This is a genomic window from Paenibacillus sp. FSL K6-1217, assembly GCF_045040735.1.
Taxonomy (GTDB): domain Bacteria; phylum Bacillota; class Bacilli; order Paenibacillales; family Paenibacillaceae; genus Paenibacillus_AQ.
In genome coordinates this window covers 320,666-343,309 of record NZ_CP150271.1, presented here as the reverse complement: position 1 = coordinate 343,309, position 22,644 = coordinate 320,666, and the positions used below count along the sequence as shown (strand labels likewise).

Below are 22,644 nucleotides of genomic sequence, written 5' to 3'. Positions count from 1 at the left end.
GTCTAATTTTTATTATAAAGGAAAACTTATAGGGTGAAAAGCAGATGTTTCAAAATTAGGCAATGTTCCTGTTAATATCGCTCCAATCTTAGCCAAAAACAATGGTTCCCTCACTAAGAGAAGTAATATTAACAAGGGATTCCAGGCGGATTCCCTGTTCCCGGATGGTGCGGGCGCCGGCCTGGAAGCTTTTTTCAACCACTACGCCAAGACCCACCAGTTCAGCGCCGGAGCGCTGGATAATCTTGATCAGGCCGCGTGCCGCATCGCCGTTGGCGATAATATCATCGATGAAGAGGACTTTGTCATCCGCCGAGATGAACTCACGGGACAGCATGATGTCCGTAACAATCCCTTTGGTAAAAGAGGGCACCCGTTCGCAGAGAGCGTCGGGATCAGCCAGCAGCGTTTTTTTGCGGCGGGCAAATACCAGCGGTACCTTCATCTCATAAGCGGTGGCAAATGCCACGGCAATCCCCGAGGATTCCACGGTCACTACGCGTGTAACTCCAGCCTCAGCAAATCTGCGGGCAAATTCCCGTCCCATTTCCATCGTCAGCATCGGATCAACCTGGTGGTTGAGCAGCCCGTCCAGCTTCAGCACCTGATCCGAGACGACAACCCCTTCCTCCAATATCCGCTGTTTCAATAATTCCATAATTGCAAACCTCCATTACCTTTTATAAAAATATAAGAATTTATTTATTGCAGACGTTCCACCGAAATCGCACCTGTTCCTCTAGGCAGAAGTCATGTCCATCTGTTCCTCATCATAACCTGTACTATGCGGACTACACAAGGCTATATCCTTGCAGGCCCCGCGATTGTAAACTTCGCAGCATTCATAAGGAGGCTAAGCATGAAGTCACATGTCCGCACATTACAGATCGCTTTCACTTATATCGGCACCGTGGTCGGCGCCGGATTCGCTACCGGCCAGGAGATCCTCCGTTTCTTCACCAGGTACGGCCACTGGGCGCTGCTGACGATTCTGTTCTCCGCCGTTATCTTTATTTGGCTGGGCACCAAAATGATGATCATCGCCCGCAGAATCGCTGCGGACTCGTATGAGGATTTCAATCGCCACCTGTTCGGCCCTAAGGCCGGAACCAGCATCAGCCTGTTCACCATGATTATTCTGATCGGAGTAAACAGCATCATGCTGGCAGGCGCCGGAGCGATCTTCAAGGAGCATCTCGGCCTTCCCTATCAGGCAGGGCTGCTGCTGACGATTCTGGGCTCTTATTTTCTGCTGAAGCGCGGCATTTCCGGCATCTTGCAGATTAACAGTCTGGTCGTCCCCCTGATGCTTACCCTGTCGCTCATTCTTGTCTGTAATACGCTCGGCGTTCCGGGAGCCGAACGGTTCCTCTTCCTGCCGACAGATCACAGCGGCATTAATGCCTGGATCTCTCCGCTCCTCTATACCTCGTTCAACCTGGGCATGGCCCAGGCCGTGCTGGTTCCGCTGGCCCGTCATACGGATGACGAACGTGCGCTGGTACGCGGCGGTATTCTCGGCGGAGCGGGCATCGGGTTCATGCTGCTGGCGGCCCATTTTGCCATGAGCTCGCAAATGCCGGGCATCCTGCAGTTCGAGATTCCGATGGGAAGTATCGCCATCCGGCTGGGTCCGGTGGTCCAGATGATTTTTCTGCTGCTGATCTTCATGGAGATCTTCAGCACCTTCGTAGCCGGAATCTACGGGGTAAGCGTACAGCTCCAGCAGCGGCTCCCGGTCGCCCCTGCGCTTGTCGCCCCGCTGCTGATGCTGATCTGCTATGTGTTCAGCCAATTCGGCTTCAGCTCGCTTCTGGGCATCTTCTACCCCATCTTCGGCGCGCTGTGCCTGATATGGGTGGTCATGCTGGTCCGCTCCCCGATATCTCCGCCGCCAGGACAGGGCAAGCCGCCCGCAGGAGGGGCGGGCGGCAAGAAGCAGGGGATCACGATTGTCAGCGTCAAGCCTGTGATCCGGACTACACGGAAATAATGGCTGCGCCAGGAATGATGCCCGCCACGGCTTCAGCTATATGGCGGTGGCAGGTCATCATGACGATCTGCCGGGAAGCCGACAGCTCGCCAAGCAAAGCCAAGGCAGCGTGCAGCCGGTGTTCATCGAAGTTAACGAACAGATCATCGAAGAACAGCGGCAGATTCACCTTGCTGCTCATCGTCTCTGCCAGGGCCAGCCGGATCGCCAGATACAGCTGCTCCGCGGTTCCCCGGCTGAGCAGCCCGCTGTCCAGCAGTCCGGCATCCTTGTGTTCAGCCTTCAGCTCCTTATGCCCCAGCGTCATCACAATCCGGCGGTACTCCCCATGCGTGAGCTTCGAGAAATATACGGAGGCCAGCCTGAGCACCTGCGGCTGCTTCTCCTGTTCATAGATCCTGCGCGTCCGGCCTATCAGCTCGGCCGCCAGCGCCGTTACGGCATATTGTCCGGCCAAGTTACGCAGTGCGGCCCGCTGCTCCTCCAGTTGCTGGAGCGCAGTGTCTTCCTTGCAGCGTGCTGCCAGCTCTTCCCGTTCCTGCAGCAGCTTGCCGCGCTGCTCAAGCAGTGCGCTGCGCTCCTCTTCAAGCTCAGCCGCCTCTTCTTCCGCAGCCTGACGCTCCTGCGTAAGCCGCCCGGCGTCCAGATGTGTGAGCAGACCCAGCAGCTCCGCCCGGCCTTCGTCATCCCATCCGCTGAACATCGCCAGCTCTGCTTGACGCACGGACCGCGTGAGCTCAATCCGTCTCAGCCACGCAGAGGAACGGCTCAGGAAGTCTTCGCCGTCCTCAGCGCCGCCTTCTTGCAGCAGCCTTGAGCACCGCATATTCAATTCCGCTTGCTCCCGGCTATTCGCTGCCAGCTCCGCCCGGACCTCCGCCAGCCGTGCCTCCATACTCTCTCTGCGCAGCAGTTCCGCCTTCAACTGCTCCCACTCCCGCTTCCGCAGCTCCAGCCAGGTTAAGAGTGCGGCTGGTGTGGGGTGCTGGGTGGTTAGCTCGGTGGCGGGTTGTGGCTGTTGGGCAGTAGGCTCGGTAGTGCGTTGTGACTGTTGGACACTAGGCTCGGTAGTGAGGTGCGACTGCTGTGCGGCAGGCTCGGTAGCGGGTAGACTGTGCTGATCAGCAGGCGGAGTAGCAGGTGTTGAGATCTGCTCAGCTATTAAGGAAATCGCCTTTCGCCGTCCGGTCCCCGCAGCTGCAAGCAGCTTCAACCCTTCCTGCTCATAGAGCGCACATTCTTCCGCCAGTCCGCTCAGCCGCGCAGACCATTTGGTCTCCTGGCGCAGCAGCTCATTGCCCTGCTCTGCCAGGGCGAAGATATCCGGCAGGCTGTCCGGGGACAGCCCTTCGGGGAGTCTCCGCTGACGCAGCCATTCTTCGTAGCGTGCCGCCAGCTCTGTGAAGCGGGCCTCCGCCTCCGCCAGCTCACCGGTCAGCACCTGCTCCTCTCCGCTCAGCCGCGCAAGCTCCGTCCGGCAAGCCTCGGCCTCCGCCGCTTGCCGGTCTACGCGCTGGCGCCAGGCGCCCCAGGCCTCCATCAGCCGGCGCAGCTCCCGCATCCCGGCCTCCAGCCCGCCTGCATCAGAGCTGGCGGCCTTACCGCCGCTCTCCCGCTCCGCGCCGGAGAGCAGCTGCCCGCGCAGCCGCAGCATCTCCGCTGCGGCCTTGCCCGCCGCCCCGCCGCCCGGCTCCGGCGGGGAATCCGCCGCCCCCGCTGCGCGCAGGGCGGCCCAGAGCCACAGGTCCGCTGCGGCCAGCAGGCCGAGCGCGGACCATGCGCTGACCGGCGGCGCGCCGGTCAGCCATAGCGCAGGCGGCAGCAGCAGCGTAAGCGCTGCGCCCGCCTGCAGGAGGCGCCGGTAGCGCTGCGCCCGGCGTTCGTTCCCGCCGGGGCGGCTGCCCCCGGCGGTACCCGTGCGGCGCGGGGCCGACGCGCCGCCTTCCGTGCCGAGCTGCGCTTCGCGCCAGCGCTCGGCGGCCTGCTGCAGCTCGTCCCAGAGCTGCACCAGTTCGCGCGGGCTGCGCGCAGCCAGGCCCGCGAAGTCCGCTGCGCCGCTGGCGTGCTCCTGCGCCAAGAGGCGCTCGGCCGCCTGCAGCGCAGCAGCGGCGGCGGCCTTCCGGGCGCGGAGGCTCAGCAGCTCCGCGCCCCGGGTCTCCATTTGCCGGTCATATCCGGCAAAGGACCCGGCATAACGCCGCGCGGCCTCCCGGTCCGCCGCTGCGGCGGTGAAGCCCGCAAGCTCTGCGGCATCCCAGCCTGCGCCGATACTGCGCAGCAGACGCTCCAGCTGCTCGCGCAGAGAAGTCAGCTCCGCCTGAATCCGCTGCTGCTCTGCCCGCTTGTCCTCATAGCTGCTGCGGCTGCGGTCCAGCGCTTCAAGCGCGGGCCCCTGCTGCATAAGCAGAGGGTCAGGCGGATTCGCCGCCAGCTCTGCGGTAAGCTCTTCCTCCAGCCGCTCCAGCCGGAACGCGGCGCCGTGCAAGCTGTGCAGACCGGCTTCCAGCGACCTCCAGCGCTCCGCCCCGTCGTCAGGGAACGTTGCGATCACGGGCAGCTCCTCCAGCTCAAGCTTGCCTTCGCTCCATTTCAGCCACAGCTCCCGGATGTCCTGCGCCTTGCGCAGTTTCATCAGCCTTGCTCCGGCAAGCTCCCGGCCCTGCTTCATCTGCTCCAGCTTCTGCTCCGCAGCTTCCAGAGCCAGGGTATTCTCATTATATCTGGGGAGATAGGAGCGACTCTCCGCGACCTCCTGTTCCAGCTTCGCGATAGCTTGCAGAATCTTGGCTGCCTCCTGAATCCTGCCCCGCGGCTTATAGAGCTTTTCGGCCTCCTGAACCAGACGCTTCTCGGCCCGCATAATCTCCCCGCCGCCGCCCATCCCGGCATGGAACAGGTAGCTGCTCATCTCACCGGACTGCAAGGCACCCAGCTCCTGCAGCTCATCCAGCGAGACAGCGAACAGCTGGCGGAACATACTGCGGGAGATCCCGCCAAGCAGACGGCGCTCCAGCTCGGCCTGATTCAGCTCCTCTGTACTGCCATCCGGATGGCTGAGCGCAATATGCAGCTTCTCCGCTCTCCCCGGCCCTTCGCCGCCGGAAGCATACCGGCGGATCGTCCATAATGCGCCGGTCTCGTCCCTGGCTTCCAGCACCCCGCCGTGCGTTCCCCCTTGCAGCGGCTCGTACCGTTCAGCAGGGTTCGCCCGGCCCGGAATGCCGTACAGCATGGCACGGATGAACTGCAGGGTGGTGCTTTTACCAGCCTCATTGCGCCCGAACAGAAGCGTGACTCCTTCATTCAGTCCGATCTCCCGCTGCGCCAGTCTTCCGTAGCCGCCTATCCGCAATACATCAATCTTCATTCCTCTACCTCCCGGCCTTGCTGTCCCTCGCCATCTGCTGCAATCTCAGCAGAATGCTCCATGCCTGCTTCCGCAGGATTCACCAGCACTCCGCCGGATTCTTCCAGTCCGCTCAGCAGAGTGATCCCCAGCTCTGCTGCACTTCTCAGCCATTCCTGCTTCTCTTCGGGTCCTACGGATAACAGCAGCCTGCGCAGCTCCTGATTCTCCATCAGCGGCCGGAGGGCAGCAGCCACCAGCTCGTCCAGCCCGGCGGCATCCCCGGCGCTGTGCCCGGCAAGCCGCAGCATTTCACCCAGGAAGCTGTCCTCCAGCAGCAGAAGTTCACGGTCAACCGCAAGACCTGTCTCGATGGAGAAGCCTTCCGTCCAGACCAAGCCTGCATATTCCTTGCGCTCCGCGCGCACGGATTCCCTCCGCTGCAGCTCGGTAAGGAGATCATCCGCAGCCCCCTTCTCTGCCAGCACCTTATGTATATCGCCCCGTCCGGTCAGGCGGAATCTGACCACGGACATCATCTGCGGAGTTTCTTCACGAATATCCTCCACGGCATTCTCCACAGCCCTCGTCCACTCTGCCTCGTCTGCCAGGCCTTCGATCGAGATCTCCCGGACCTGCCAGCGTACATAGTCCAGCTCGTGGAACCTCAGCACAGCCGCACCCTCTGCACTGACATCAACGGTGTAGCAGCCCTTTGGCCCAGTCTCCTTAATGCTTCTTCCTTGAATATTTCCCGGATAGACAATAGGCGGATGGGCATGCAGAGTACTGCGCTTATGAATATGCCCAAGCGCCCAGTAGTCATAGCCCCTGCCGATCAGGTCCTTCCGGGTGCAAGGGGAGTAAGTCTCATGCTGAAGATCCCCGTCCACATTGCCATGCAGCAGGCCGATGTGGAACAGGCTGCTCCCCGGCTGGCGGCTGAACCGCAGAGCCGTATTCTCCGTCACTTTGGAGGTCGGGTAGGAGATGCCGCTGACCACAGCGATCTCTGCACCGTCTGACCTGCGGCGGACAGTCACGCGCTCCGGCTCACTGCCGCCGAATACCGTAACATGCTCAGGCGGTGCTGCGCTAAGACGCGGGCCGTCCAGGGGATCATGGTTGCCATGGATCAGGAATACCTGAATCCCGTGGCGCCCGAGCTCCTCCAGTGCCTCCCGGAACCGGAGCTGTCCCTGAAGCGAAGCATCCGAGACATCGTAGACGTCACCGCTGATCACTACGAAATCAACCCGCTGGGCGACAGCGACGCCAACAAGCCGCCCGAGGGCGGCGAAGGTGGACTCCCGGAGATAGGAGCGTATGCCCTGCGGAAGATGGGACAAACCGGCGAACCGGCTGTCCAGATGCAGATCCGCAGCATGCAGGAAGCGAAATGGAATCATAGCCTCACCCCTTCATTCCCGGCTGAAACTGCAGGTAGGTTTTCTTCAGCTCATTGGCCACACGGGTCAGGGAGTAGAGGCTTTTCGCCTTATCCCAAGCCGAGCGCGACAGCTCATAGCGGTAGCCGGGGTCGCTGATTACTTTTTCCAGAGCATCTGCCAGACCCAGCTCATCATCCGGATTCACCAGCAGCCCGTTCACCCCGTCCTCAATCTGTTCAGGAATCCCGCCTACATTGGTCCCGACCAGTGCAAGACAGCTCAGCGCAGCCTCGGCAAATACCGACCCGAACGCCTCCGCCCGCGAAGGCAATACGAAAATATCGAAGAACGGCATGAATTCCTCAGGATGCAGTGTATAGCCGTAAAAAATAGTCTCATTATATATGCCCAGCTTCTGTGCAAGCTGCTCCAGCTCCGCCCGGCTCGGTCCGTCACCGATAATGTGCAGCACATATTCATGCCCGCGCTTCTTCAGCTCGGCACAGGCCTTCAGCAGAATATCGATGCCTTTGGCTGGCACCAGACGGGTAACGGTAACCAGTTGCGGAACGTCATTCTCATGCGGTACAGGCTTGAACCGCTTCTCGTCGAAGCCGTTGGGAATCACTCCGATGCTGCCTGGCTGCTCAATATAAGGAGTCACATAGTCGGCAAAAGCGCGCGAAACCGTCATCAGCCGGTCACTCACCTGCTCCAGCTCCCGGTAGATCGAGACCAGGAACTGATGCTCCAGCCCCCCCTCCCGGATCAGCCCGTTCAGAATCAATTCACGTTCATAGCTGGAATGCAGCGTCTGAATCAAAGGAATATCAGGATAGATTTTCTTCATGGCCAGCCCCGCAATCGGGTGATGGGCATGGATCAGATCATAATTTTTGCTCATGCGCAGCTTGGTCCACCAAATGTAATCACGGTAGGTCTGAATATATTTTTGCACAACCGGACTTTCGCCGTATGGTGTCCAGTCGAAGGTCTCGAAGACGATGTCTTCGCGTCCTTTGCCCCGGATGCGCCTGGGCAGCCAGAACAAATCCATCTCCCAGCGGCTGGACCGGAAGCGTTCCTGCAGATAAGGGATCATAGAAGATACACCACCGGGCTGCTCCGGCGGGAAGAATAGCGCTTGCAGCAAGTTCATTAGGTACATCTCCCTTTACAATTGCCCTATTTACGATGAAGCCCGGCAATTATGATATAGTTGTGTATATGTACAATTACGGGTACTGCTACAGGTTAAGGTACGCTAAGGTTCCATATCTTAATTTTATCGGTATCCACCCGAAACAGCAACTAAGATGACAGCTTTACTTATCTTGAACTTGGACCAAGGAGAGTGATTTATGAATGAAGAACGACTGCCTGCCGCTTACACCACTAATATAAGAGAGATGCTGGGGGATACGGCGGATGCTTTTCTGGAGAGCTATCTTGCTGCGCGGACCCAGGGGCTGCGGTTCAATACGCTAAAAAGCAGTTCAAACCCCGGACGCGCCGCAGCGGAGCATTCCATCTCCCAATTCGGCCTGTCGCCGGTAGCCTGGTGCCCGTCAGGCTTCTATTATGAAGACCCTGCCCGGCCGGGAAGACATCCTTATCATACCGCCGGACTATATTATATTCAGGAGCCCTCCGCAATGTCCGCGGCCGAGCTGCTTCATCCGCTTCCCGGAGAGACGGTTCTCGACCTCGCAGCCGCTCCCGGCGGTAAGACCACCCATATCGCTGCACTGATGCAGGGGCAAGGGCTGCTTGTCTCCAATGAGATCCACCCGGAGCGGGCCAAAATCCTGGCCGAAAACGTCGAGCGGCTCGGCATAACCAACGCGCTTGTTACCTCTGCGGCTCCCGGTGATCTCTCCATAAGGTTCCCTGAGGTGTTCGACCGTATCATGCTGGACGCGCCCTGCTCCGGTGAAGGAATGTTCCGCAAAGACCCTGCGGCGATAGAAGAATGGTCACCGAAGCATGTGGAGATCTGTGTAGCCAGACAGTGGGATATTCTGCAGGACGCCTATCTGATGCTGAAGCCGGGCGGCCATATGGTCTATTCAACCTGTACCTTCAACCGCCGGGAAAATGAGGAGACGATGGATCGCTTCGTGCAGACCTATCCCGATATGGAGCTGATCGTGACGAAGCGGCTGTGGCCGCATCTGGAGCGGGGCGAGGGGCATTTCGTGGCCTTGCTGCACAAGGCAGCTTCAGCGGATCATACGGATTCCGTTCCGCGCAAAGGCCGGGACAAACGCAGTGAACGCGGCAATAACGGACCGAGGGCAAATGCCACGCTCAGAGAGGCACATCAACAGTTTATGAGCTGGGCAGCGGCAGAGCTACCCGGATTCGCCGGTCACGGCGTGCCGCTTCTGTTCGGTGAGTCCCTGTATCTGCTGCCCGAAGCATTCAGCGGGCGGCTACACACCGGGATGCTTGACGGGCTCAAGGTTCCGCGCGCCGGCCTGCACATCGCCCACCTTAAGAAGAACCGGATCGAGCCTGCCCACGCCCTGGCCATGGCACTCCGGCCGGAACAGGCTGCGCGCAGCTATGACATGACTGCGGACGGTCCGGAGGTAGCGGCCTGGCTGCGCGGCGAGAGCCTTCCGGTTCCGCCAAGTCTGCACGGCTGGACACTGGTAACTGTAGACGGCTTGCCTGTAGGCTGGGGCAAAGCCAGCTCCGGCCAGCTTAAGAATCATTTGCCCAAGGGCCTGCGGATTCAAAAGGCCCATCTTGACGCGGTTTAGGCGGTTGACCAGTTCATAAGGCCCTCCCACGCATATGATGTCATTATCCCATGGCAGTCCGCCGAACCAACCTGCGGCGATGGGAACTGACATGAATCAAGGGAGGAATCAGACATGGGTGTAGGTGCAGGCTTCACATCGACTGGTGCGATTTTGGTACTCTTCATATTGCTCGTAATCATTTCCCGTTCGTTGTTCGTCTAATTTCGCTGTAAGCAGCACAGCACACGGACCTCAAGCAGCCCGCTCCCTTATATGGGGGCAGGCTGCTTTTTCCGTTATTCGCATCATCAAGACAAACAATATTTCACCAGTGCATCGCGCACACCGTTCTCATTATTGGTGCCGGTGATCACATCTGCCGCTGCTTTGACCTCAAGCGGAGAGTTATCCATCGCCACACCCAGACCGGCATACGTTAGCATGGAGATATCATTATAATAATTGCCGATCGACAGCACCTGCTCTTGCAGAATGTCAAGCTCGGCCGCCAGATGTTTGAGCGCATTGCCTTTGGAGGATTCCGGGTGCATGAAGTCCACGAAGAACTCTCCGCTGCGCAGAATATTGTACTGTTCTCCCCAGGTAGCCCACTCCCGCTGCGCTTCATCCAGAATGTCAGACTGCGTGAACACCGTGAATTTCACAATCGGTTCGCGGAATTCCTCCCAGGCTGGAAGAGAGGCCGGCATGATCCGGAAATGCTCATACATGAAGTGGGCTTCCTTCGTCAGGTTCTCCACATTGTCCACATACATCTCAAACGCAGTATTCACATCAAAATGGATATCACGCTCACGGCAATACGCGATGTACGGGTCCAGCCCTCTGGCGTCCAGCCCATACTGGTGCAGCACCTTACGGTCCTCAACCCTCACCGTGGCCGCTCCGTTATGGCCCAGCACATACCCCGATAAGCCCATTTCCTCCATAAAAGGAATCGAGTTCTGCGGGCTGCGCCCTGTGCAGAGGACGATCTGCCCGCCCTGACGCGTAACCTCGGCAACCGCCGCTTTGTTCTCCTCGCTGAGTTGATGATCGTCTTTCAGCAGCGTTCCGTCTACATCCAGTGCAATCAGCTTGTATTTCATAACCCCACCATCCTGTCTCTCTGTATAGTATACCGCTTCGCGTTTGCTTGCTTCACTGTTCCAGTGGCAATTCATTGTGGATTGACTATCTATAGCTTACCTGTTTCCCGTCAACTGCGCTTGGCTTTTGTTCAACAGATATGTTAATCCTTCGCCCCGCCGCCGCGCAGCAGCTCCAGCTCACTGGGCGTCAGCTCCCGGCAGGCTCCCTCGGGCAGCGCCTCATCCAGCTTCAGTTCGCCCATCGATACCCGTTTCAGGAACAATACCTTCTTCCCGACCGCTACGAACATCCGCTTCACCTGATGGAATTTGCCTTCCGTGATCGTGAGCGAGATATACGACAGTATCCGGCTGCCCCGTTCTCTGCTTAGGATGCTAAGCTGTGCAGGCAACGTTACGTAACCATCCTCCAGCTCCACACCCTCGGCAAAAGCAGCCACATCCGCTGCATTGACCTCCCCTTCAACGGTGGCCTCGTAGGTTTTGGGGACATGCTTGCGCGGGGACAGCAGCTCATGCGCCAGCTTGCCGTCATTCGTGAGCAGCAGAAGCCCCACGGTATCCTTATCCAGCCTCCCGACCGGGAACGGCTCGAACAGAGCATGCTCTGGTCTAAGCAGATCCAGAACCGTGCGGTCCCGCTTATCCTCGGTGGCGGACAATACACCGGGCGGTTTATTCATCATCAGATAGATGAATTCCCGGTAGAGAACCGGCTCTCCGCCAACCTCTATGCGATCCTGCTGCGGGTCCACATGGAGACCGCTGTCTTTGACGACAGCCCCATTTACTGTGATCAGCCCCTGCTTGGCCTGCTTGCGGATATCGCTGCGCGAGCCGATCCCCATGTGGGACAGCACCTTGTCAAGCCGTTGCTTCTTAATTGCATTCCCTCCTGTAGTCATACCCTAAGTCCACCTCCAGCCAGCGGGATATTCGTTCTTCAGTAGTCCGTCCTGCCATTTGCCCCAGCCTGCGCTGAAGCCGTCGATGCAGACGAGGGTATAGCCTTTGTGCGCATGTCCTTCCTTAATGGACAGGCGCTCTGCCGGGATCGACAAGGTCTCTCCCTTCAGGTAAGACACCGCCTCTCCGCTGGCGCTGGATAGCGATACTGAGCGGCTGCATTCCTCAGGACGCAGCGCGGTAGCGAGCGGATGACCGGGAACGAATCTTCCGCTCTTGATCTGCCCCACATACCAGCCCGGACGGACCGTCTTCAGACCGTCCAGTGCTTCACGCGGCAACGGGGAGATATACAGATGGTCCCCGAACCATATGGCATGTCCGGGCGGCTGCGTCCCCAGCAGCTCCTGAATGAAGTCCGCGTATACCGCGAACCCTATGGCTTCTCCGTTCCCGCCGGTTCGCTGTGACTGCGAACCTGGACCCGTTCCGGCTCTACCAGAGCCGGAGCCGTGTCCAGATCCGCGTCCTCCCTTGCTTCCCCGGCCGTGATCTGCCTTACGAGGCAAGTCTGTTTTGGCAGATTTGCTCTTGGGTGCAGCGGACAGACTTCTCTCTCTCAGATCCTTTCGCGCTTCTACTTCTCTCTCCGCTCCTTCACTTCCACCATGGCGCAGCACCGCCATGAAATGCCCTTCCCCCTTGATCTTATGCGGCCACAGCCGCGCCGCACCCGGGAGCGGGCCGAGTCCTGCGGCGAACGGTCCGGTTCCGCCTGCGGGAACCAGCGAGAACTCCGGATGTCCGGACAGGAATCCGGCAATCATCTCCTCGTTCTCTTCCAGAGCGAAGGTACAGGTGGAGTACACCATCGTACCGCCGGGCTTCAGCGCTGAAGCTGCGGCCCGCAGAATCTCACGCTGCATCTCCGCATATTTGGCCGGTGTCCCCGGCTCCCATTGCTTGACCATATCCTCGTCCTTGCGGAACATGCCCTCTCCCGAGCAGGGAGCATCGACCAGAATCCGGTCGAAGAATCCGGGAAACGCCGCCGCAATCCGTTCAGGGCTTTCGTTCAGGACAATGCCGATCCGTACCCCGTACAGCTCCAGATTCTTGGCGAGCGCCTTCGTCCGTTCAGGGTGCAGGTCATTCGAGACCAGCAGGCCTTCGCCTTGCAGCTTGGCGGCAATCTGGGTAGACTTGCCGCCCGGGGCTGCACACAGATCGAGCACCCGGTCTCCCGGCTGAACGTCCAGCAGCTCTACCGGGGCCATGGCACTCGGCTCCTGAATATAGTATAACCCCGCATGATAATGCGGATGTTTGCCGGGTCTCGCTCCCTCTGCCGTATAGAAGCCCGAAGGACACCAGGCAATCGGGTCTTTGGCAAAAGGGGAATGCTCCCGCAGCCCCTCCACCGTTATTTTCAGTGTGTTGGCGCGGATGCCTCCGTAAGGTGCTTGCTTATAGGTCTCCATAAATGGCTCATATTCCGGTCCCAACAGTTCTTTCATGCGTTCAACGAAAGTTACGGGCAGCTCGGCCCTCATGATGCTTTCCCCCTGCTCATTAATCAAGGAACACCCCTGCGGGTGCTCCTGTTGTTCTTCTGAGATTATTCAATTCCGTTCATTCTTCCTCCGGTCCGGCCGCTGCGGCCCGCGCCGCTGGGGCACCACCGGCTGAATCGACTCCGCCGCAATCCTGACCTCTTCCTCCAGTACGGGATCTACGATGCGGATCGTCAGATCATAATAATCGAACGGCTGATCCGCGTAAGCTTCCAGCCGGGCAGCATACTCTCCCGCTTCCCGGACCAGCTTCGCCAGATCGATACCCAGCGTTACCGCCGGATATCTGCCCAGTACTTGATGGGACTGCTTCAGCATAATCAGGCCGCCGCGCACATTGCCGCCCCGGAAATGATACAGTCCGACAGCCACCTGAAGCAGAGCTTTGTATAGCGGATCACGCTGCTCTTCCAGCCATAGTTCCTCAAGCACCTCATGACATTCGAAATAATCCCTGTCCCGGTTGAAGTAGATGAGGTAAGCCAGATACAGCGGCTTATAAGCCATCCGGCTCGCTGCCCTTCTTGGCATTCGAGAGCAGCTCACGCACATGGTCCAGCAGTTCCTTCATCGCATCCATATCCTGAGCCTGCCAGATCGCATTGAACCGTTCCTGGCTCTCAATCGCTTCATTCACAAGGTGATAGAAATATAGCTGGTGGATAGCCTTCAGCAGTTGGGTCGTCATGTTCGAGTTCTCCTCGAAGGTCTTCTGGGCCTCCAGAATCTCCTCCCGGATGCTCGACATCTCGCTGTCCAGAATGGAGGCAGCTTCCGCTGCCGTCTTCAGTCGAACCCGCATTTCATCAGGCAGGCTCTCGCGGTATTTATAATTCAGCGAATGCTCAATGGTCGCCCAGAAGTTCATTGCCAGTGTGCGGATTTGAATCTCAGCCAGCACAATCTTTTGGCCAAGCGCAGTCTGGACCGGATATCTGATGATCATATGGAAGCTGCGGTAGCCGCTTTCCTTATAATTGGTAATGTAGTCCTTCTCATATAATACTTCAAGATCCTTGCGGGCACGGATGTACTCCGCCACTCTGCGGATATCCTCGACGAACTGGCACATAATGCGAATGCCGGCGATATCCTCAATGCCCGTTTCCAGATCCTCCATTTTTACGTTTAACCGTTTGGCCTTCTCAAGTATGCTAGACAGCCGCTTCACACGGCCGGTGACGAATTCAATCGGCGTATATTCTTCCCTTTTCTTGAGCTCGGAGCGCATCGTCTTGAATTTAACCTTCAATTCCTCCACCGTTTGTTCATAAGGAAGCAGAAAAGTTCCCCAGTCCCTGACGTCCATCGCCTTGTCCTCCTGTCCATTCATCCTTCAGTGATGATCAGCGCCTACCGCATCAAGGAGCTTCTGGAAGCCGTCCCGCCGCAGCAGCTGCCGGAGTCCGGCATGCACTCTGCGGTTAACCTCAGGCCCCTCATAGATGAGTGCTGTATAAATTTCGACCAGACTGGCGCCTGCCCGTATTTTGTCATAAGCATCCTGGGCTGTAAAAATCCCGCCCGACCCGATAATCGGCAGCCTGCCGCCGGTCTGGCTATAGATTCTGCGGATAATCTCCGTGGAACGATCACGCAGCGGCTGGCCGCTCAGCCCGCCCGTCTCACCGGCCTTATCGCTCTGCAGCCCTTCACGGGAGAGGGTCGTATTGGTGGCAATCACGCCGTCCATTCCCGCTTCCGTGATGGTATGTACCATATATTCCAGCTCAGCGTCACTGACATCGGGGGCAATCTTAACCAGCAGCCCCTTCGTGATGCCCGTCTTCGCCCGCTGGAGCTCCATCTCTTCCTTAACCTCGCTAAGCAGGTTCGAGAGCTCGCTGCCATGCTGAAGACTCCGCAGATCCGGGGTATTCGGCGAGCTGATATTGACCACAAAAAAATCACCGTACGGATACAGCGTACGGATACACTTGCGGTAATCCTCATGCGCCAGCTCATTCGGGGTGGCCTTGTTGCGTCCAATATTGACCGCCACCGGAATTCTGCGCTTCTTCAGCTTCTTGAGACGTTCAGCCATAGCCTCGGCGCCTTCATTATTGAAGCCCATCCGGTTAATAAGCGCTTTGTCGGGCAGCAGCCGGAACAGCCGGGGGCTGTCATTGCCGGGCTGGCCTACAGGAGTTACCGTGCCTACCTCCATGAATCCGAAGCCGATCGAAGAGAAGCCTCCTACCGCTTCCGCGTTCTTATCCAGTCCTGCGGCTAAGCCTACAGGCGTCGGGAAATGTACCCCGAACAGGTCCACTGCGAGGTCAGAGGTCTCAGGAACCCCGTACATCAGGCGCATGGCTGCACTCCCGCCGGGTACTAGATCTGCTTTATTCAGGCCGCCGATGACGAGATGATGCGCCGTCTCGGGGTCCATTTTAAAGAAAATTGGTTTACCAAAATGTCGATACAGCACCGCTCTCGCTCCTTCAAGGGAACCACAAATCGCTGGGCGACTCCCGTATCTATAAGTTTCTTCTTAATTTTATCCGTTTCCGGGGGAAAAGAAAAGTTTTTTGGCGCGGCGGTTGTCACCGCCTGGCCGTACTTCCTTGGTGCCGCCGCCATTTCTCACAGATTCCCCGTAATTTCAATTCCATCCGCAGTCCGCAGATGATTCCTTGCCCAGCTTATGAACTGCTCCAGGAAATTCTGTAGTTCAGAGTCTAAGCCTGCCTGCTGCTCAAGCTCAGTCAAGATGGACTCCCACAAGCTTTTCGGAATAGGGTTCTCCCAGCAGGGGTCCAGCGAGGCCATCTCTTCTCCGGTTACAGGATCGGTTAGCGGGAACACACGGCTGACGGCAGGCTGAAGATACTCGAAATCCTCACTATAAATAAACAGCATCTCTTCCGGCTGGTCCCCGCCCGCCTCCTCGTTCAGATATAACGGAGACAAGGTGTAGCCTATATTCCTCCGGGGACCTTCATACCGGTAACGGAGCACCGGAATAACGCTTTTGGACCTGCTTGCCATACTCCCATCACTCCTGCTTCTGTGTTCTTCACGCTGCAGCATAAAACCTTTCTTATGATACTCCAGCCGGTATTCCTCTGTATAGACCAAGACTTCGGCCCTCCAGTCCCCACCGAAAGAGATTGCAGCTAGACTTGTCTTTTCATCCAGACTAAAATAGAGAAGCGGGTACAAGTTCCGTCCAATGCCGCCAATCTACATGTAAGGGTTATCACAGAATAAAGAGAGAAAGAAGGGTGACCAAATGTCAACGAAACGCAAACCTCCTACACTCCAGCAGAAAAAAGAAGAAGTGAACCGCAAAGCCATTCTGTGGATCAGCGCCAGCCTGGTAGTGCTGATTGCTCTCATTGTTGTACTATTTCTCGTGGCCGGGAACTAATTCAGCCAATGGTATACTTTATGGGGGTTGGTCTGATTACGGGGCGAATCCGAAGGGAAACGTTCCTCCGGTACGACCAGCTCCTCAGGCAGAACCCCTTGACTGATCTGAACCTTCGTGCCCATCGGCACCATGGCGAACAGCTCCTCCACATCCTTCCGGCTCATCCGGATACACCCCAGTGATTCATCCTTGCCGATGCTGTCCGGCTCATTCGTTCCGTGAATCGCATAGCTGCTGTCCGAGAGCTGCATGCCGCGGCTGCCGAATTCCCCGTTATCGCGCCCGTTCGGGTTAACCACCTTATCCTTAATGACGAACTCCCCTTCAGGGGTCTTGTCTCCGCCGAGTCCCACGGCATAATTCCGCAGAATCACATTCCCGCTGGTGACGGCCAGACGGTAGCTGTGCTTATCCACAATAATAGCAAGCGGTTCTTTGAAAAAAAGCTTCTCCCCCGGCCCCGCCGCCGGACTCCCTCCGCCCGCCTGCTCATGCCCTGGAGTACCCGAGTCTTGGCCGGCAGCCGGCTGCGGGGAAGCCGAGAGCAGCGGAGCCTCTCCCCGTGCAGCCGCACGCAGGGGTGCGAAGGCTTCCTTCATCAGCGGGGTGATGCCGCCCAGCACGTTCGCGGGGAACGGCTTCACTAATTCCTGCGCCGCTTCGGGATAAGCCCCCTTGCTGCTCTTGTACGCACGCAGCGCACTCCAGAGCACAGCCAGCTCCTCCTGCTGCTTCTGCCAGTTCAGTCCCTGCTGCTTGAGCTCCGCCGCATCCGGCGGCTGGCATGCGCATGCTGCCGGATTATAGGACTGATAGACTATACGCCCTTCTCCGCTCTTGGCAAGGGTGGCCTCCAGCGGGAGCCCTTTGCTCCACAGCAGCCACTTGCCCGAGCGCTTCATGCCGAGCAACGCGGTGGCGGAAGGCGTCTTCGCCGACTTCAGGATGGCTGCCAGGCCCCCGCCCCCCGCAGCAGCATCCGACGCTGCCGCCGTGAAATCCAGACTTGCCGGTTCTTGCGGACTTACCGGCTTCTCTTCGGCTGTCTCCGGCAGCGTGAGCGCGACCGGGATCGTCTCGACCGGCGCAGCTGTGCCCTTACTGTCCGGCAGAAGTCCCGGTGCGACGGCAGCCGGAATAAGCATGAGCAGCAGCAGCATTAGTGCCAGCAGCACCCGGCGCTTCCTGAGCCTCGCCGTCTGCCGTTCCCGGGCCGATTCCAGCAGGCCCTCCTCATACTGCTGAAGCATTTCCGCCGGCACCTTGCTGCGTTCAAAAGCCTCATACACTTCTCCAGCCTGGTTATAGCAGTAATTCGCCTTCCCGAACTGGTTGTTCTTATAGTATTCCTTACCAAGCAAGTACCATGCCATCTTATTATCCGGATGCATTTGTACATAAGCTTTTAGATGCTGAGCATTCTTCATGTTGGCCTCCGCTTTAAGCTCAGTCGGCACTGCGGGGGACCCCTTCGGATCTCCGGACGCTTCCGCTCCAGCCGTCCCTTAAGTCCCCCTCCGATCCTTCCCGCTTGTGGTGATATGGTTATGTATTCGTATGTACCTTCTATTTTATATCGGCAGAGGCCGCAAAAAAAGACACCTCAAGCCGCATTTATTGCGGTCAGAAGATGTCTTTATGTAGATGGCAGGAACGAATGCAGGTTCAACCTGCATCCGTTCCTACCATTCCAGTGCTGATGGATAGAAGCCCCGATTAGCCTTCTTTGTTGAACGGCGCATCCGCAATCTTGATGGAATCTGTAGGGCATCCGTCAGCTGAATCCTGCAGGTCATCGAACAAGTCGTCCGGAATCTCTACATTACCGTGGTTGCCGTCGTTCTCATAGATTACTTCTGCCAAACCTTCGTCATCGTAATCAAAAATATCAGGGGCCGTCGCGCCACAAGCACCACAAGCGATGCATGTGTCCTTCTCGACCCAAGTGTACTTAGCCATTTTATCTCTGCCTCCCGCTTAACAATACAGCCTGCAGTCGCAGCCTGTTATTTTTCTCATATTAATATAAATAGGATACAATTTCAATGAATTTTCAATGTGTTGACATTATTGCCTCATTCTCAGGGAGGCCCCAAGCGGCTGATGCCGGGCCTGATTTCAGTCCATATCCCTGTCAGCGCCCCCCAGATTATCCTTCTGCAGCGAGGTGCCCCGCTCCTTATGGTTACGCAGACGCGCCGAGTGGCTGTCGCTGAGCATCCCCGCGGTCAGCACCGCATTCTCGCCGAACTTGTTGCGCAGCATATCCATCGCCTTATTGAGCGACTCCTTTTTCGGCTGCCGTTCGTAGTCGAACAGGTCCAGCTGAATGGCCGACTCCTCTTTGGGTATCAGCCCCTGGAGTGTTACCCCCAGCAGCCGCACCGGCTTGTCGGCCTTCCAGTGGCGCGCGAACTGGTCGCACGCCGTCTTATAGATATCCTCGGCGCTCTCCGTGGGGGCCTCAAGCTGGCGGGAGCGGGTGATTGTCTTCATATCCGGCGTGCGGATCGTCAGCTGTACCCCCGCTGCAACCAGCCCTTGCTTCCTCAGCCTCCGCGCAACCTGATCGCTCAGGTTCAGCAGGATCGGGCGCGCCTCAGCCAGCCCCACCACATCATGCGGCAGCGTTGTCGTGTGACCGATGGATTTACTCTGCTCCCGCTGCGGATTCACGATCCCATGGTCAATTCCGTTTCCCGCCCGCTTCAGCCAGGCTCCCATGACGCCGAAATGGCTGACCAGCATCGCTTCATCCGCCGCCGCCAGCTGTCCGATGCTGTAGATTCCCAGCTTGCGCAGCTTCTCAGCCGTCTTGCCGCCGATGCCGAACATCTCATTGCACGGCTTATCCCACAGAACAGACGGCACATCGCGCAGCCGCAGCACGGAGATGCCGCTGGGCTTCTTCAGATCGGAAGCGATCTTCGCCAGCAGCTTGTTGGGGGCAATTCCGATGGAGCAGGGCAGGCCCAGCTCCTCCATAATCCGCCGCTGCAGCGCCTCGGCAATCTCCGGCGGCGTGCCGAATTGGCGGGAGCCGGTGATGTCGAGATAGCATTCGTCTATCGAGACCGCTTCGAGCAGCGGGGTATAGCTGTAGGCAATCTGCATAAATGCATTTGAGTACTTGCGGTATAGATGAAAATCCGGCTTAATAAGCATTAAGGAAGGACAAATACGCAGCGCCTTCTGCACCTGCATACCGGTGGAGATGCCCAGCCTGCGCGCGGCGTAGGAACAGGTGACGATAATGCCCCTTCTGGCCTCCACGCTGCCCGCCACCGCTGTCGCCTTGCCCTTATATTGCTCCGGATCTTCCGCCTCATGCACAGAGCAGTAGAAGGCATTCATATCCACATGCAGAATAACCCTGCCGCTCGCCGGATAATATTGATCCACACTCTGCATGGTATCCACCTTCTTATCTTCGGGGTTCCATTGTTATTGTCAGCATACCTCTACCCCGGCGGGAGGTCAACTTGCCAGAGGGGCGCTCGTGACAGCGGGATGAAAAGTTCTTTGTTACTTTCCCGCGTAAAAATGCTATAATATAAAAATTAATTTCCAATACGAAGGCTAATAACACTTTTAGGAGGACACTCATGTCTAAGTCTATCTCCATCTTCGATACTACCCTGCGCGACGGAACACAAGGCGAGGGGATCAGTCTGTCGGCGGATGACAAGCTGAAGATTGCCAGGAAACTCGACGATCTGGGTGTCCATTATATTGAAGGCGGCAATCCGGGAAGCAACAACAAGGACATCGAATTTTTCAAAAGAGTAAAGGACCTGCATCTGAATGCCAAGATTACCGCATTCGGCAGCACTCGGCGCAAAAACACTGTAACCGAGCAGGACGAAGGGCTGCAGCGGCTGATTGACGCAGGCGTTCCGGCGGCTACACTGGTCGGAAAATCGTGGGATTTCCATGTTCACACCGCCCTGCAGACCACCCTGGAAGAGAACCTCGCCATGATCGGCGACTCCATCTCCTATCTGAAGCGTAAGGGGCTGGAGGTCATCTTCGATGCCGAGCATTTCTTCGACGGCTTCAAGAACAACCCTGAATACGCCGCCGCCGTTCTCACCCGTGCCCGCGAGGCTGGAGCAGACTGGCTGGTGATGTGCGACACGAACGGCGGCACCCTGCCGCACGAGATTCACGATATCGTGACCGGCATCGGCTTGCTGCTCCCGGGAGCGCCACTCGGCATTCACACGCACAACGATTGTGAGCTTGCGGTTGCCAACACCCTGAGCGCCATCGGCGCCGGTGCCCGGCAGGTCCAGGGGACCATCAACGGCTACGGCGAGCGCTGCGGCAATGCCAATCTGTGCTCCATCATTCCGACGCTTCAGCTTAAGATGGGCTATCACTGTATCCCCGGCGACTCCCTGCCGCAATTAACCAACACGGCCCGGTTCATCAGCGAGGTCGCCAATGTGAACATGCCGGTGAACCAGCCTTACGTCGGCACAGCTGCCTTCGCCCACAAGGGCGGCATCCATGTATCCGCCATCTTGCGCGATTCACGGACGTACGAGCATATCGCCCCTGAGCTGGTCGGCAATAAGCAGCGCGTCCTGGTCTCCGAGCTTGCCGGACAGAGCAATGTCCTATCCAAGGCGCAGGAGATGGGCCTCAGCCTCGACCCGAGCAGCGAGCAGGCGCGCAAGGTGATTGACAAGATCAAGGATCTTGAGCATCAGGGCTATCAGTTCGAAGGGGCTGATGCTTCGCTTGAATTGCTGCTCCGGGAAGCGACCGGCGAGATGAATGAGCTGTTCACCTTCGAGTCCTTCAAGATGCTGGTTGAGAAAACCGCCGGCCGCCCTGTCGTATCCGAAGCCTTCGTCAAGCTGAAGGTCGGCGGCGAGAACCTGTACACAGCCGCCGAGGGCAACGGACCGGTTAACGCGCTGGATAACGCGCTGCGCAAGGCGCTGCAGACCTACTTCCCGCAGCTTAAGGATATGCACCTCTCCGACTATAAGGTCCGCGTGCTGGATGAGCAGGACCAGACTGCCGCCAAGGTGCGTGTGCTGATTGAATCCAAAGACTATAGCGACACCTGGAACACGGTTGGCGTATCCGGCAATGTGATCGAAGCGAGCTGGGAGGCTCTGGTCGATTCCATGCGCTATGCCCTTCTGGGGCAGATTTCGCTGGATCAGGGCATTCAGACCAGCAGTGAGCCGAGAGGTCTGGTCAATCACTGACCGGTTCAGAGACTCTATTCATCACCAATAGCCCTCTTATGCGGATAGTTCGCCGCGTAGGAGGGCTTTGTACTATGCGGCTGAGTACCTCTGTCAGGAGCCGGTCAGCGCGATAATTTTTTTCTCCAATTCCTCTGCGCTCAAGACGCCTAGAACAATCTCGCTGATGATCCCGTTCTTATCGATCAAGACGTTGGTCGGGAACACAGCCCCGTTATACTTGTCGAAGACCTGGCCCTTCAGATCATACATTACCGGAAAGGTCAGCATGTACTTCTTAACGAACCGTTCCGCATTAGGCTTGTAATCCTCACTGGCCACATTAATTCCGTATACATCCAGCACCTCGCTGTATTTCATGGCCAGCTTGTTCAGCTCAGGAGCTTCCTGCTTGCAAGGATCGCACCAGGAGGCCCAGAAGTTAAGAATGACCGCCTTCTCCCTTGCCCCATCGACCGTATATTGCTTATCCCCTTCCTGTATCGTAAAAGGAGGAGCCTTCATGCCAGCGTAAGCACCGGTCTCCGGTTCCGCCGTCTGCTGCAAGGCAGTAACCGCCTTAGGCTCAGACTTCACTTTATGCTCTATCGCAAGAACGGCCAAAAAAACAATCAAGGCCAGAATCGTTACATTCCGTTTATGGACCGCTTTCATAAGGTTCAGTTCCTTTGCATGGAGGATTTTCCTCTATTGTACCCCCACTTGCTCCAGTTTCAAACGTTATTTACATAAAAAAGAGGATTCCGTCAAAGACGAAATCCCATGAAGAGAGAGGGGTAAAGCTGACAGCGGTCCAGGGAAGCCTCCGGCTGTTCAGACCGGGCTCTTCCGTACAGCAGAGGCTGGGGAAGCTTCTGCTGCCCGGCTGTCCGCAGGAATACCTGCGGACAGCTGCTGGCGCTGCCGCAGCGGGGGGCATGTGTATTGGCCTTCGGCCAAACACGCACGTAGCGCCTGACCCGCCGCCTGCG

The 22,644-nt window shown here is 57.7% G+C and carries 20 protein-coding genes; 5 read left to right on the top strand and 15 right to left on the bottom strand.

Annotated features, from left to right (window positions below; all coding sequences use genetic code 11):
* Positions 1 to 88: 88 nt before the first annotated feature.
* Positions 89 to 658 (bottom strand): xanthine phosphoribosyltransferase, encoded by a 570-nt coding sequence (locus MHH28_RS01465; RefSeq protein ID WP_405110800.1) that lies wholly within the window; start codon positions 656 to 658, stop codon positions 89 to 91.
* Positions 659 to 859: 201 nt separating this feature from the next.
* Between MHH28_RS01465 and MHH28_RS01460 the strand changes: the two genes are divergently transcribed.
* Entirely contained in the window at positions 860 to 1,993 is a 1,134-nt protein-coding gene (locus MHH28_RS01460; protein WP_405110797.1) for a hypothetical protein, read from the top strand.
* Here the strand turns inward: MHH28_RS01460 and MHH28_RS01455 are convergent.
* The 3 genes from MHH28_RS01455 to MHH28_RS01445 are packed head-to-tail and all read right to left on the bottom strand — an operon-like array spanning position 1,980 to position 7,889.
* Entirely contained in the window at positions 1,980 to 5,360 is a 3,381-nt protein-coding gene (locus MHH28_RS01455; protein ID WP_405110794.1) for an AAA family ATPase, read from the bottom strand. The genes MHH28_RS01460 and MHH28_RS01455 overlap by 14 nt on opposite strands.
* Complete coding sequence (locus MHH28_RS01450) at positions 5,357 to 6,748, bottom strand: exonuclease SbcCD subunit D (protein WP_405110791.1); 1,392 nt, start codon at positions 6,746 to 6,748, stop codon at positions 5,357 to 5,359. The genes MHH28_RS01455 and MHH28_RS01450 overlap by 4 nt, the downstream gene beginning before the upstream one ends.
* Before the next feature lie 4 nt (positions 6,749 to 6,752).
* Positions 6,753 to 7,889: a glycosyltransferase family 4 protein gene (locus tag MHH28_RS01445; protein WP_405110788.1), complete on the bottom strand. Its 1,137-nt coding sequence runs from the start codon at positions 7,887 to 7,889 to the stop codon at positions 6,753 to 6,755.
* Between the two features lie 202 nt (positions 7,890 to 8,091).
* On the opposite strand from MHH28_RS01445, the gene MHH28_RS01440 reads away from it, so the two are divergent.
* Together MHH28_RS01440 and MHH28_RS01435 are read left to right on the top strand one after the other, a co-directional pair.
* Positions 8,092 to 9,498, top strand: a complete 1,407-nt coding sequence (locus MHH28_RS01440; RefSeq protein WP_405110785.1) for an RsmF rRNA methyltransferase first C-terminal domain-containing protein — start codon at positions 8,092 to 8,094, stop codon at positions 9,496 to 9,498.
* A 114-nt stretch (positions 9,499 to 9,612) separates the two neighbouring features.
* Positions 9,613 to 9,702, top strand: coding sequence for a sporulation protein YjcZ (locus tag MHH28_RS01435; RefSeq protein WP_173137744.1), 90 nt, complete (start codon positions 9,613 to 9,615; stop codon positions 9,700 to 9,702).
* 86 nt (positions 9,703 to 9,788) lie between these two features.
* On the opposite strand, the gene MHH28_RS01430 is transcribed toward MHH28_RS01435, so the two are convergent.
* The 7 genes from MHH28_RS01430 to MHH28_RS01400 all read right to left on the bottom strand — a co-directional run bounded on the left by MHH28_RS01430 (position 9,789) and on the right by MHH28_RS01400 (position 16,153).
* The gene (locus MHH28_RS01430; protein WP_405110782.1) at positions 9,789 to 10,589 is read right to left on the bottom strand and encodes a Cof-type HAD-IIB family hydrolase; all 801 of its coding nucleotides are present in this window, start codon (positions 10,587 to 10,589) and stop codon (positions 9,789 to 9,791) included.
* 143 nt (positions 10,590 to 10,732) lie between these two features.
* Positions 10,733 to 11,497 (bottom strand): pseudouridine synthase, encoded by a 765-nt coding sequence (locus MHH28_RS01425; RefSeq protein WP_405110779.1) that lies wholly within the window; start codon positions 11,495 to 11,497, stop codon positions 10,733 to 10,735.
* Between the two features lie 3 nt (positions 11,498 to 11,500).
* Positions 11,501 to 13,051 carry an RsmB/NOP family class I SAM-dependent RNA methyltransferase gene (locus tag MHH28_RS01420; RefSeq protein ID WP_405110776.1) on the bottom strand — a complete coding sequence of 517 codons (1,551 nt, stop codon included), beginning with the start codon at positions 13,049 to 13,051 and terminating at the stop codon, positions 11,501 to 11,503.
* Between the two features lie 69 nt (positions 13,052 to 13,120).
* Positions 13,121 to 13,603, bottom strand: a complete 483-nt coding sequence (locus tag MHH28_RS01415) for a DUF309 domain-containing protein (RefSeq protein ID WP_405110773.1) — start codon at positions 13,601 to 13,603, stop codon at positions 13,121 to 13,123.
* The gene (locus MHH28_RS01410; RefSeq protein WP_036725183.1) at positions 13,569 to 14,381 is read right to left on the bottom strand and encodes a GTP pyrophosphokinase family protein; all 813 of its coding nucleotides are present in this window, start codon (positions 14,379 to 14,381) and stop codon (positions 13,569 to 13,571) included. Before MHH28_RS01410 ends, MHH28_RS01415 begins: the two co-directional genes overlap by 35 nt.
* A gap of 27 nt (positions 14,382 to 14,408) precedes the next feature.
* Positions 14,409 to 15,503: a quinone-dependent dihydroorotate dehydrogenase gene (locus tag MHH28_RS01405; protein WP_405110771.1), complete on the bottom strand. Its 1,095-nt coding sequence runs from the start codon at positions 15,501 to 15,503 to the stop codon at positions 14,409 to 14,411.
* Positions 15,504 to 15,658: 155 nt separating this feature from the next.
* A complete protein-coding gene (locus tag MHH28_RS01400; protein ID WP_405110768.1) occupies positions 15,659 to 16,153 on the bottom strand; it encodes a hypothetical protein in 495 nt (164 codons plus the stop codon).
* 154 nt (positions 16,154 to 16,307) lie between these two features.
* Between MHH28_RS01400 and MHH28_RS01395 the strand changes: the two genes are divergently transcribed.
* Entirely contained in the window at positions 16,308 to 16,445 is a 138-nt protein-coding gene (locus MHH28_RS01395; protein ID WP_405110766.1) for a hypothetical protein, read from the top strand.
* On the opposite strand, the gene MHH28_RS01390 is transcribed toward MHH28_RS01395, so the two are convergent.
* The 3 genes from MHH28_RS01390 to MHH28_RS01380 form a co-directional block, all read right to left on the bottom strand.
* On the bottom strand, positions 16,442 to 17,905 hold the full coding sequence (locus MHH28_RS01390; RefSeq protein WP_405110763.1) for a L,D-transpeptidase family protein: 1,464 nt from the start codon (positions 17,903 to 17,905) through the stop codon (positions 16,442 to 16,444). The genes MHH28_RS01395 and MHH28_RS01390 overlap by 4 nt on opposite strands.
* A gap of 259 nt (positions 17,906 to 18,164) precedes the next feature.
* Positions 18,165 to 18,407, bottom strand: a complete 243-nt coding sequence (locus tag MHH28_RS01385) for a ferredoxin (RefSeq protein ID WP_405110760.1) — start codon at positions 18,405 to 18,407, stop codon at positions 18,165 to 18,167.
* 159 nt (positions 18,408 to 18,566) lie between these two features.
* Complete coding sequence (locus tag MHH28_RS01380; protein WP_405110758.1) at positions 18,567 to 19,859, bottom strand: DNA polymerase IV; 1,293 nt, start codon at positions 19,857 to 19,859, stop codon at positions 18,567 to 18,569.
* A gap of 194 nt (positions 19,860 to 20,053) precedes the next feature.
* Between MHH28_RS01380 and cimA the strand changes: the two genes are divergently transcribed.
* Positions 20,054 to 21,673, top strand: a complete 1,620-nt coding sequence (gene cimA / locus MHH28_RS01375) for a citramalate synthase (RefSeq protein WP_405110755.1) — start codon at positions 20,054 to 20,056, stop codon at positions 21,671 to 21,673.
* 93 nt (positions 21,674 to 21,766) lie between these two features.
* On the opposite strand, the gene MHH28_RS01370 is transcribed toward cimA, so the two are convergent.
* The gene (locus tag MHH28_RS01370; RefSeq protein ID WP_405110752.1) at positions 21,767 to 22,327 is read right to left on the bottom strand and encodes a TlpA family protein disulfide reductase; all 561 of its coding nucleotides are present in this window, start codon (positions 22,325 to 22,327) and stop codon (positions 21,767 to 21,769) included.
* Positions 22,328 to 22,644 lie beyond the last annotated feature (317 nt).